At 56.4% G+C, this 10,704-nt stretch carries 9 protein-coding genes; 6 read left to right on the top strand and 3 right to left on the bottom strand.

Translation table 11 applies throughout. The annotated features are described in order from the left end of the window. Positions 1-15 precede the first annotated feature (15 nt). Both rhaS and Q0835_RS20140 read right to left on the bottom strand, forming a co-directional pair. On the bottom strand, positions 16-1,008 hold the full coding sequence (gene rhaS, locus Q0835_RS20145; protein WP_298816971.1) for a rhamnose ABC transporter substrate-binding protein: 993 nt from the start codon (positions 1,006-1,008) through the stop codon (positions 16-18). A gap of 54 nt (positions 1,009-1,062) precedes the next feature. Continuing rightward, on the bottom strand, positions 1,063-1,869 hold the full coding sequence (locus Q0835_RS20140) for a DeoR/GlpR family DNA-binding transcription regulator (protein ID WP_298816973.1): 807 nt from the start codon (positions 1,867-1,869) through the stop codon (positions 1,063-1,065). A 185-nt stretch (positions 1,870-2,054) separates the two neighbouring features. Between Q0835_RS20140 and Q0835_RS20135 the strand changes: the two genes are divergently transcribed. Together Q0835_RS20135 and rhaI are read left to right on the top strand one after the other, a co-directional pair. Beyond that, on the top strand, positions 2,055-4,157 hold the full coding sequence (locus tag Q0835_RS20135) for a bifunctional rhamnulose-1-phosphate aldolase/short-chain dehydrogenase (RefSeq protein WP_298963934.1): 2,103 nt from the start codon (positions 2,055-2,057) through the stop codon (positions 4,155-4,157). A gap of 150 nt (positions 4,158-4,307) precedes the next feature. After that, positions 4,308-5,591, top strand: a complete 1,284-nt coding sequence (gene rhaI, locus Q0835_RS20130) for an L-rhamnose catabolism isomerase (protein ID WP_298963933.1) — start codon at positions 4,308-4,310, stop codon at positions 5,589-5,591. A gap of 9 nt (positions 5,592-5,600) precedes the next feature. Here the strand turns inward: rhaI and Q0835_RS20125 are convergent, their stop codons facing one another. Beyond that, complete coding sequence (locus tag Q0835_RS20125) at positions 5,601-6,332, bottom strand: GntR family transcriptional regulator (RefSeq protein WP_298963932.1); 732 nt, start codon at positions 6,330-6,332, stop codon at positions 5,601-5,603. 155 nt (positions 6,333-6,487) lie between these two features. On the opposite strand from Q0835_RS20125, the gene Q0835_RS20120 reads away from it, so the two are divergent. Genes Q0835_RS20120 through Q0835_RS20105 form a run of 4 tightly spaced genes read left to right on the top strand, consistent with a single transcriptional unit; the run spans position 6,488 to position 10,691 of the window. Next, on the top strand, positions 6,488-7,285 hold the full coding sequence (locus Q0835_RS20120) for a DUF2182 domain-containing protein (protein WP_298963931.1): 798 nt from the start codon (positions 6,488-6,490) through the stop codon (positions 7,283-7,285). A 10-nt stretch (positions 7,286-7,295) separates the two neighbouring features. Next, on the top strand, positions 7,296-7,922 hold the full coding sequence (locus Q0835_RS20115; protein WP_298963930.1) for a DUF1326 domain-containing protein: 627 nt from the start codon (positions 7,296-7,298) through the stop codon (positions 7,920-7,922). Positions 7,923-7,933: 11 nt separating this feature from the next. Continuing rightward, on the top strand, positions 7,934-9,055 hold the full coding sequence (locus Q0835_RS20110; RefSeq protein ID WP_298816986.1) for a dimethylsulfoniopropionate demethylase: 1,122 nt from the start codon (positions 7,934-7,936) through the stop codon (positions 9,053-9,055). Between the two features lies 1 nt (position 9,056). Then, positions 9,057-10,691 carry an acyl-CoA synthetase gene (locus Q0835_RS20105; RefSeq protein ID WP_298816989.1) on the top strand — a complete coding sequence of 545 codons (1,635 nt, stop codon included), beginning with the start codon at positions 9,057-9,059 and terminating at the stop codon, positions 10,689-10,691. Positions 10,692-10,704 lie beyond the last annotated feature (13 nt).

Genomic DNA, 10,704 nt, shown 5'->3' with positions numbered 1-10,704 from the left:
ATCTAAGCAGCGGGCTTAGAAAATATCTTTGAAGTCGTTGATGTTGGAGCTGTCGTAAACGAACGGGTCGGCCATTGCGCCTTCGTTGTTGTCGTTCAGCTCAAGTTTGCCCATGCGGCCCATCTCAATTTCAGCGCCGGGTGCAGCTTCAGCCTTGCCGGTAGCAAGGTTGTAGGCCAGCATAGTTGCTGAATAGCCGAGATCGATCGGGTTCCAGATGGCGAATGACTTGGATGCGCCTGACTCGATATGCCCGGCCATCTCAGAGGGTAACCCGAGGCCGGTGACATTGATCTGTCCGGCTTTTTCAGCGTCCGAAACGGCCTGGGCGGCGGCGACGATACCGACAGAGGTCGGTGCGATGATCGCCTTGAGGTCGGGATAAGTCTGCATAAGGCCCTGGGCTTCGCGGTAAGACTTGTCCGCCAGATCGTCACCATAAACCGTCGCGACCACATTGATGCCGGGGTAGTTGCCCTTGACCTTGTTCATCTCCTCGATCCAGATGTTCTGGTTCGTCGCAGTGGCAGATGCGGAAAGGACCGCGACATCGCCGCCGTCAGGCAGATGATCAGCTGCCAGCTTGATGATCATGTTACCGATCAGTGGATTTGACGACGGATTGAGATGCAACTGACGGCCTTCGGGAGCAACGCCTGAATCCCAGGAAATCACCGTAATGCCGCGGTCCATTGCCTTTTTGAGCGCTGGAACCAGAGCATCCTGGTCGTTTGCGGAAATCGCGATGGCATCAACCTTCTGCGCGATCAAGGCATTGATCACTTCGATCTGACCTTCCGCCGTCGTGTCTGTCGGGCCGGTATAGATGATTTCCACATCGCCCAGTTCCTTGGCGGCTTCTTCCGCGCCTTTTGCGGCGGCTTCAAAGAAGCCGATCCCGAGTGCCTTGACAACCAGCGCAATACGCTTGTCTTCGGCTTGCGCTGGAGCGGCGATGCAAACGGCAGCAACCGCTGTTGCAGCCAGTAGTGACTTGAAGAGTTTCATTGCTTCCTCCCTATATGAACTGCCGGGCCGTTGAGCGTTCCGGCAGAATGCCGGCTACCCGCTTGAGGTCGCCTTGCTCTGTGTGGCGTTTACCGATGCCACGATCAGATTGATGTCGGCCTGTTCCAGCATTTTGGCCGCGTTGTCCGGAATGCCGTCGTCCGTGATCACGGTTGAGATCCTTTCCAGGGCACACAGGATCAGGCTGGACCGCGCGCTGAATTTCGACGAATCCACAAGCACGACCAACTCGTCCGCCTGACCGATCAGTTTCTGTTCTGCCTGGATAAGAAGCGGATCGGCTTCCATCAGACCGAGAGGGCCGAGGCCCTGCGCGCCCATGAACATCCGCTTTGCATAGAAATTCCGCGTCACGTCATTGTCGAAGGGGCTCAAGATGATGTTTTGCTCCCGGTAGATCACGCCTCCGGACAGCATGATCGTGTTCTTGGAGTTCTTGAGGAGATGTTCGGCGATCGGGAAGGAGTTGGTGAACACCTGCATCCGCTTTGTCGCCAGAGGATGGACCATCTGGAACGTTGTGGTGCCGCCATTGATGATGATCGCGTCGCCGTCTTCGCAGAGTTCAACCGCTTTTTGAGCGATTGCGCGTTTTTGCGCGATATTGATCGTTTCATTGACGCTGAAGGGCCGTCCCGCCAAGCCGACAAACTGTGGTGGGTGGATGGATTCCGCACCGCCACGCACACGGCGCAGTTTCTTTTGCACATGCAGCTGAGCAATGTCGCGGCGAATGGTTGCTTCGGAGGAATCCGTCAACGCCACCAATTCCTGGACCGTGACAACAGGCCGATCCTGGACAGCGGACAAGATGATCCTGTGGCGTTCTTTCTCGTGCATGTAGTCCTCCCGTTAATCAAACGTTTTCATCATTATCAGTCACTGTCAATCAAAAAAGATCAATAATGATCATTTTGCAGTGCAATATGATTGAAGATGATTGTTTTTGATTGACATTCAATTCTGATCAAGCGAGTGTCTAGCCAAACAAACGACCGCTGTCAGGCGCATTCTGGGAGGACACCATGTTGAATTCGGCCGCCGGGTCCCGGCTGGAAAATCTGTGGGACGATCAAAGGGCGTCGGGCATGAGCGAGCCTGAACTTCTTCTTTACCGTTCCAATCTTCTTGGATCAGACAAGCGCATTACCAACTATGGTGGCGGCAACACCTCCGCGAAAGTTCTTCAAAAGGATCCACTTGCAGGCGATGAGGTTGAGGTCCTCTGGGTGAAAGGCTCGGGAGGTGACGTCGGCACCATCAAGATGGACGGTTTTGCGACGCTTTACATGGAAAAGCTGCGCGCATTGAAGAGCCTCTATCGCGGAGTTGAGTTTGAAGATGAGATGGTCGGCTACTTGCCGCACTGCACATTCAACCTCAACCCGCGTGCGGCATCTATCGACACGCCCCTTCATGCCTATGTTCCAAAACCGCACGTTGATCACATGCACCCGGATGCGGTCATCGCAATCGCAGCGGCGGCTGACAGCAAGCAAATTACGCGGGACATTTTTGGAGACGATATCGGTTGGCTGCCCTGGAAACGACCTGGATACGAGTTGGGACTGTGGCTCGAAAAATATTGCGAGGCGAACCCGCAGGCGCGGGGCGTTGTGCTTGAAAGCCATGGATTGTTTACCTGGGCGGACACCGCCAAGGAGTGCTACGAAACAACGTTGGAAATCATCAACAAGGCCATAGGCTGGTTCGAGGATAAAATTGCGGGCAAGGATGCCTTCGGGGGTGTCAGGTGCACTGCTCTGTCACCGGTCGAGAGGCGGAGTATTGCCGCCCGGCTCATGCCGGCAATTCGGGGCATGGTCTCCGGCAATCAGCATATGGTCGGACATTTCGATGACAGCGATGCAGTCCTGGAATTCGTCAACTCCAATGACATGGAAGCCCTGGCAGCGCTGGGGACCAGTTGCCCGGACCATTTCCTGCGCACGAAAATCAGGCCGCTCGTTGTCGATTTCGATCCAGCCGATCCAGACATTCAGGCAACACTCTCCGGTCTGGGTCAGGCGGTGGAAACCTATCGTGACGAATACGCTGCCTACTATGCGCGTTGTAAACATGACAACAGTCCGGCGCTTCGGGATCCGAACGCCGTCGTTTATCTGGTGCCGGGTGTCGGAATGATCACCTTTGCCAAGGACAAGGCAACCGCTCGAATTTCAGGTGAATTCTACACCAATGCCATAAACGTCATGCGAGGTGCTTCCAGCGTTTCGACCTATTGCGGACTGCCGGAGCAGGAAGCCTTCGACATTGAGTACTGGTTGCTCGAAGAGGCGAAGCTGCAACGTATGCCAAAGCCGAAAAGCCTGGCGGGACGGGTCGCGCTGGTGACCGGCGGAGCTGGCGGTATCGGGTCGGCAACCGCAGAGCGGTTTTTGCGCGAAGGCGCCTGTGTCGTCCTTGCCGATATCGACGCGGACGCCCTTGCGGCAGCCGCGTCAAATCTGAGCGGGCGCTACTCAAAGGATGTCGTCCGGGCTGTCGCGATGGACGTCACGAGTGAAGACGCGGTTGCGGAAAGTTTCTCGCGTGCCGCGATGGAATTCGGCGGCGTCGACATCCTTGTGTCGAACGCTGGCATTGCCTCTTCCGCACCGATAGAGGAAACGACACTGGAACTCTGGAACCGGAACCATTCCATCCTGTCGACCGGCTATTTCCTTGTGTCGCGCGCGGCATTCCAGGTGCTCAAGACACAAGGGCTTGGCGGTTCCATCGTTTTCATCGGATCGAAAAACGGACTGGCGGCTTCACCGGGCGCCAGCGCCTATTGTACGGCGAAGGCGTCAGAGCTGCATCTTGCCAGGTGTTTGGCACTTGAAGGAGCGCCTGAAGGTATCCGCGTCAATGTGGTCAACCCGGATGCAGTGCTTCGCGGGTCCAAGATCTGGTCCGGAAACTGGCTGAAGGAACGGGCGGAAGCCTATGGCAAAGACACATCCGAGCTGGAAGAACACTATCGTCAGCGATCCCTGCTGAAGCGATCCGTTCTGCCGGAAGATATCGCTGAAGCGAGCTATTTCTTTGCTTCCGACGTTTCGTCAAAATCGACCGGCAACATCATCAATGTCGATGCCGGGAATGTGCAGGCATTTACGCGCTAGCATCTAACCCGGATGTCGCACTGCTCACGGTTTCGAGCTGGGCGAAGTCCTCAAGGTTGAACCCACGTTCAGAAAGTGTTTCACCCCTTTCGAGCACGCCGGACCGCTTGGTCACGAATTGGCGAGATGGGTCAGGAAAGGATCTTCAAGATGATGATCGACAAATCAGTGATCGTGCAGGAAAACGAAGCGGGTTTGACCGCCTTGAAACGCGACTATGAAACTCTGGGTGAACAGCTGGACCGTCGCGGCATTGCGATTGACAGTATCATAGCCAGGGTTTCCGATTACGGTGTCGCCATCCCTTCCTGGGGGGTTGGCACTGGCGGTACACGATTTGCGCGTTTCCCCGGCAAAGGTGAGCCCCGGCACATATTCGACAAGCTTGAGGATTGCGCGGTTATCCAGCAGCTGACCCGCGCGACGCCCTCGGTTTCTCTTCACATTCCCTGGGACAAGGCGGATCCGGCAGATCTGAAAGCGAAGGCGGCTTCGCTCCGTCTTGGGTTCGATGCGATGAATTCCAACACCTTTCAGGACCAGCCGGGGCAAACGCATTCCTATAAATACGGGTCTCTGACGCATACCGACGCCGCGACGCGGCAGCAGGCGATTGATCATAATCTGGAGTGCATCGAGATCGGCACAGCCATAGGCTCAGCGGCGCTGACGATCTGGGTTGGAGACGGGTCCAATTTCCCGGGTCAGACCCACTTTGTCCGGCAGTTCGAGAGATATCTGGACTCAGCGAAAGCAATTTACGCGGAGTTGCCCGAAAACTGGCGACTTTTCACGGAGCACAAGATTTTCGAACCTGCTTTCTATTCGACTGTCGTGCAGGACTGGGGCACCAATTACCTCATTGCAAAGGAGCTTGGAGACAAGGCCTTTTGCCTCGTTGATCTCGGACATCATGCGCCGAACGTCAACATCGAGATGATCGTCGCGCGTCTTGTACAATTCGGCAAACTGGGCGGGTTCCACTTCAACGACAGCAAATATGGTGATGACGATCTGGATACCGGTTCGATCGATCCTTATCGGTTGTTTCTGGTCTTCAACGAGCTGGTCGATGCGGAGACGCACAGTGTCGAAGGTTTCGATCCTGCGCATATGCTTGACCAGTCGCACAACGTGACCGACCCGATCGAAAGCCTCATGGTGAGCGCGATGGAAGTTCAACGTGCCTATGCGCAGGCACTGCTCGTCGACAGACTGGCGCTGCGTGATTATCAGCAGGACAACGATGCCCTGATGGCCTCAGCGACGCTGAAGCGGGCCTTCCGAACTGATGTTGAACCCATTCTTGCCATGGCTCGGTTTGAAAATGGGGGGGTTATCGACCCGGTTTCGGCCTACCGCGCCTCCGGGTACCGGAACAAGGTCGCTGAGATACGGCCGGAAGCGACCGGTGCAGGTGGTGGAATTGTCTGAAGCCGTCAGTCAGTTGCCGATTGGCTTGCGACGCTGAGCGGCAAGTTCGCGGGTATAGGCAGACAAAGATTCGAGCTGAGCCGACGCCACGTCACTGTCGCCGGCTTTCAGTGCGGCGAGCATCGCTTCATGAATTTCGGCGATGCGCTGGCGGTCGCGCAGTCGATAGACCAGCATGTTCATAAGCGGCTGCATGGCTTCAAAAGCCGAAGATAGTTGAAACGCGAGCAATGGGCTGTCAGTGGCATCGGCGACAACTGAGTGAAAGCTGACATCAGAAGCGCAGAAGTCTTCGTCGCTTGTCTCTGGATTCCGTTGGCGGGCAATCTCTGTTTCGAGCGCCTCAAGCTGTTCTTCGGTTCGATTTAGGGCCGCCATCGGCAGCGCCGCCATTTCCAGCGCGAACCGGGATTCAATCGCATCTTCAAACGGAATTTCGTTCATGCCGATCAGCAGGCGTGTGGTCGTCACGAGATTGGCCTTGGCTTCGTCCCAGGTCATGCGGTTGACGAAAGCACCGCCGGAAGAACCGCGTTCACTGCGGATCAGGTTTTGGGCGGCCAGCCTTTTCAGCGCTTCGCGAACTGTCGAGCGTGAGACGCCGAAGCGCTCCGACAATTCAGCTTCGCTGGGGAGGCGTTCCTCTCCGGCGAGGCGTCCTTCGAGAATAGCATTTCGGATGGCATTGGCGATCTGGACCGAGAGTCCTTCCTTCTGAATCGTATTAAATTCAATCGCCAATGAGCCCTCCCGCCATGCAGTTCAATTTCATCGCGATCAACCTAATGGCCTCTGACTCGAGGGTCAAACGGAAAAAACAAATGTCAGACAATTAAAAGTTTGACTTTTCAATTCACGAGGAGCAGCGTAAGCGCAATCAAGTCTGGGAGGACAGGGTGAAGGCTATCGACCGACTTTTGCCCGGCCACAAGGCAATATGGCTTACGTTTTTTGCGAGCATTCTGCTGGCCTGGAGTGTTCTGTTCGCCATGCAGGCTGCCGTTGATCCGGCTTTGAGTTGGCAAGGCTCGGCTGCGGAATTATTGCTGTCGCTTTGTTCGCAATCTGCAGCTGACGCCGGACTCGGCTCGGCCGTGGTGATGTGGTCGTTGATGGCACTTGCGATGATGGCGCCGACTGCTTTCCCGGCCCTTCGTACCTATTCCGATCTGACCCATACTGATGCTGCCGGCACATGGTCTTTTGCAGCTCTAGCTGGCGGTTATCTAACAGTCTGGCTGGGATTTTCAGTTTTGGCGGCCCTGGTACAAGTGCGGCTGGCAAGTGCTGGTCTTCTCAATCCCTTTGGCCAGGTGACTTCGGTTCTTTTCAATGGTGGCCTCTTGATCCTGGCGGGCGTTTATCAGTTCAGCCCGCTCAAGGAGGCGTGCCTTAAAGCCTGCCAAAGTCCGCTGACGTTTTTCATGGGCCATTGGAGACCAGGCGTATCAGGAGCCCTTTGGCTTGGCCTGAGGCTGGGGGCTGTCTGCCTTGGATGTTGCTGGGCCTTGATGCTGCTGGCGTTTGTCGCTGGCACGATGAACCTTGCCTTCATGGGTCTTGCGATGGTGCTGATGACGCTGGAGAAACTGCCGCAGATCGGTTCCTGGGTCAGCGTGCCGCTTGGTGTTTTTCTAATTCTGGCGGGACTGACTGTGGTCCTCCTGCCCCTCGTAACAACGCAATCAGTCTAGGGAGAAACTGATGTCCGGATGGGCCATTCGCGGTGAATTGATCTTGAACTGCAACTGCACGGTTTTCTGTCCGTGCGTGGTGTCGCTCGGAAAGCATCCGCCGACCGAGGGGTACTGTCAGACCTGGGGTGGTATTCGCATCGACGAAGGGCACTATCAGGGTGAAGATCTGTCCGGTCTGAACATCGGGCTGCTGATTGAAATTCCCGGACTGATGGCGCGTGGTAACTGGAAGGCCGCGGTTTTCATTGATGAACGCGCGAGTGATACGGCCTTTGAAGGTCTTGTAAAGATTTTCTCCGGCCAGGCCCGGGGGACGACCGGATTGTTCAAGGTGCTCGTGAGTGAGTTTCTCGGAGCAGAGCGCGCGCCGGTGTCTTACACAAATGAGGGCAAGACGCGCCGTTTGGTCGTGGGCAAGGCCATCAAAGGTGAAGTCGTGCCGGTGCCGGGTGCAAATCCTGATGAAGACATCGTTATTTCCAACACGGAATACTGGATGGGCCGGGATATCACTGTTGCCACGGCAACGCAGGGCCGCGTGCGGGCCTATGGTCGGGTTTGGGATTTCGACGGCCGCAGCGCTGAGATTTGCCAAATCGACTGGTCAGGTCCGGCTGCCGAACAGGCTGCATAAAGGAGATCGAAATGCAGGTCCCCGCGCTTTCAGTTTCCCGCCGTACCCGAAAGACGCCGTTTTCACGCCGCGTTCAGGCCGCCGGTGTCAAGGGATACACGGTCTATAACCATATGCTCTTGCCGACGGTGTTTGAGAGTGTGGAAGCGGACTATCGTCACCTGAAATCCAAAGTTCAGCTTTGGGATGTTTCATGCGAGCGGCAGGTGGAACTTTGGGGGCCTGACGCAGCACGTTTGGCTCAGATGCTGACGCCGCGCGATCTGTCCGGCATGACTGAAGAGCGGTGCTACTACACGCCGATGGTCGATGAAACCGGTGGCATGCTGAATGACCCGGTGACGACGAAACTTGCCGAAGACAAGTTTTGGGTGTCAGTGGCGGATAGCGATCTTCTGTTCTGGATAAAGGGCCTCGCTCATGCTTTCCGGCTGGAGGTCGATGTCGATGAACCGGATGTCGCTCCGCTTGCGATCCAGGGGCCGAAAGCCGAAGACCTGGTGGCGCGTGTCTTTGGAGAGCGGATCCGCTCCATTCGTTTCTTTCACTATGACTATGTCGAGTTTGAGGGCCAGAGGCTGGTTCTGGCCCGGTCAGGCTACTCAAAACAGGGGGGCTTTGAACTCTATGTTGAAGGGTTCGATCTCGGCGAACCTGTCTGGGACGCCTTGATGGAGGCCGGTGAAGACATGGATGTCCGTGCTGGTTGCCCGAACCTGATTGAGCGGATCGAAGGCCAGTTGCTGTCCTATGGCAATGACATGACCCGAAACAACACGCCCCATGAATGCGGGTTGGGGCGGTTCTGCCAGACAAAGGACGCAATCGGCTGCATCGGCAGGGATGCGCTGCTGCGGGTTGCCGTGGAAGGGCCCGTCCGACAAATCCGCAGCGTAGCCATTGACGGTGATCCAGTGCCGCCGTGCGATGAACTCTGGCCGATAATTGCAGGCGGCCGCCAGGTCGGCACGGTGAGCTCGGCAGCCTATTCCCCGGATTACCGGACCAATGTCGCGCTCGGCATGGTGCGCATGACGCATTGGGATGATGGAACCAAGGTACAGGTCGACACCCCGCACGGTATGAGAACCGCCACAGTCTGGGAAAAGCCGTTTATTCACCAGGAGCCCTGAGATGAAGGAGCACTACAACGCCTTCTCCAGGCAAGCAGCCAACTACGTGCCCTTGTCACCGCTTTCCTTTCTCGAAAGGACGGCGGCGATCTTCCCTGAGCGAACCGCCATCATTTACAACGAGCGCCGATACTCATGGTCCGAAGTCAAGGACCGTGTCTGCAGGGTCGCGGCCCAACTGGTCGCGTTGGGAATCAGGCCGGGAGACACGGTTTCCGTCATGGCAGCGAACACCCCGGAAATGTTCGAACTGCACTATGCCGTGCCTTTGACAGGTGCGGTGCTGAACACGATCAATACGAGGCTTGAACCCGAAACGGTCGCTTACATCCTGGATCACAGCGACGCGAAGCTGGTCTTTGTCGATACGGCTTTTTCTGATGTCGTCACAAAAGCATTCGAACTCAACGAAGCTATCGTTCCGGCCGTCAATATCGTTGACGCTTACGGCCCCGGCGGGGCTTGCATCGGGTCGTTGACCTATGACCAGCTGGTGCGGGAAGGTGATCCGAATTTTCGGTGGCAAGGGCCCAACGACGAATGGGACGCACTTGCCCTCAATTATACGTCGGGAACCTCAGGGCGACCCAAAGGTGTTGTCTATCATCATCGCGGCGCATACCTCATGTGCATGGGCACGCCCCAGGCGTGGGAATTGCCGCGCCATCCTGTCTATCTTTATTCTGTGCCGATGTTTCACTGCAACGGCTGGTGTCACGCCTGGACCATGACACTGATGGCCGGGACGATTGTCTGTATCCGCCAGATAACCGGCGAGGCGGTTTTCAGGCTGATTGCCGAACACCGGATCACGCATCTCGGCGGAGCGCCGATTGTGCTCTCCATGCTATTAAACACGCCAGAAGGTCAACGAAGGGCCATCAGCCACAAGGTCAAGGTCATGACCGCGGGTGCACCGCCTCCAGCATCTGTTCTTGCCGGCGTAAGGCAGTTGGGCCTGGAAGTGATGCAAGTCTATGGCCTGACAGAGACCTATGGACATGTTGCTCAATGTTTGTGGCGCGAGGAATGGGACGAATTGTCTGCGGACGTACAGGCTGAGCGGCAATCGTGGCAGGGTGTCGGTTTTCCGATGACGGAAGAGATTGACGTGATCAACCGCGACACCGGAGCGCCTGTTCCCTGGGATGGGGAAACGCAAGGCGAGATTGTCATCAGAAGCAACACGGTAATGAAAGGCTACTACAAGAACCCGGAGGCAACAGCCGATGGGTTTTCCGGTGGCCGGTTCAACTCCGGCGATGCTGCCATTCGCCACCAAAACGGCTATATCCAGATCCGGGACAGGTTGAAGGATGTGATAATCTCAGGCGGAGAGAATATTTCCTCCGTCGAAGTCGAGGGCGTGTTGCACAGGCATCCGGACGTGGTGCTGGCCGCCGTCGTTGCCTTGCCCGATGAAACCTGGGGCGAGGTTCCTTGCGCCTTTGTCGAGCTGAGGGATGGCAGCGCGGAAACGGAGGAAAGCCTGATTGCCTTTTGCCGTGAGAACATGGCCGGCTTCAAGCGACCCAAGAAGATTGTCTTCACCGAGCTGCCCAAGACCGCGACCGGTAAGATCCAGAAATTTGTCCTGCGCAAGCAGGCCAGGTTAATTGCCGAAACAACAGTTTAACAGGACCAGATGA

The sequence above is a fragment of the uncultured Roseibium sp. genome (assembly GCF_947499295.1).
GTDB lineage: Bacteria > Pseudomonadota > Alphaproteobacteria > Rhizobiales > Stappiaceae > Roseibium.
Note: the sequence above shows the minus strand (reverse complement) of the source record. Positions and strands in the feature narration are given on the sequence as shown.

Coding starts and splice junctions, on each gene's coding strand:
- Q0835_RS20115 (WP_298963930.1), top strand. CDS start 7,296: ATGTCCGGATGGGCCATTCGCGGTGAATTGATCTTGAACTGCAACTGC.
- rhaS (WP_298816971.1), bottom strand. CDS start 1,008: ATGAAACTCTTCAAGTCACTACTGGCTGCAACAGCGGTTGCTGCCGTT.
- rhaI (WP_298963933.1), top strand. CDS start 4,308: ATGATGATCGACAAATCAGTGATCGTGCAGGAAAACGAAGCGGGTTTG.
- Q0835_RS20105 (WP_298816989.1), top strand. CDS start 9,057: ATGAAGGAGCACTACAACGCCTTCTCCAGGCAAGCAGCCAACTACGTG.
- Q0835_RS20135 (WP_298963934.1), top strand. CDS start 2,055: ATGTTGAATTCGGCCGCCGGGTCCCGGCTGGAAAATCTGTGGGACGAT.
- Q0835_RS20140 (WP_298816973.1), bottom strand. CDS start 1,869: ATGCACGAGAAAGAACGCCACAGGATCATCTTGTCCGCTGTCCAGGAT.
- Q0835_RS20110 (WP_298816986.1), top strand. CDS start 7,934: ATGCAGGTCCCCGCGCTTTCAGTTTCCCGCCGTACCCGAAAGACGCCG.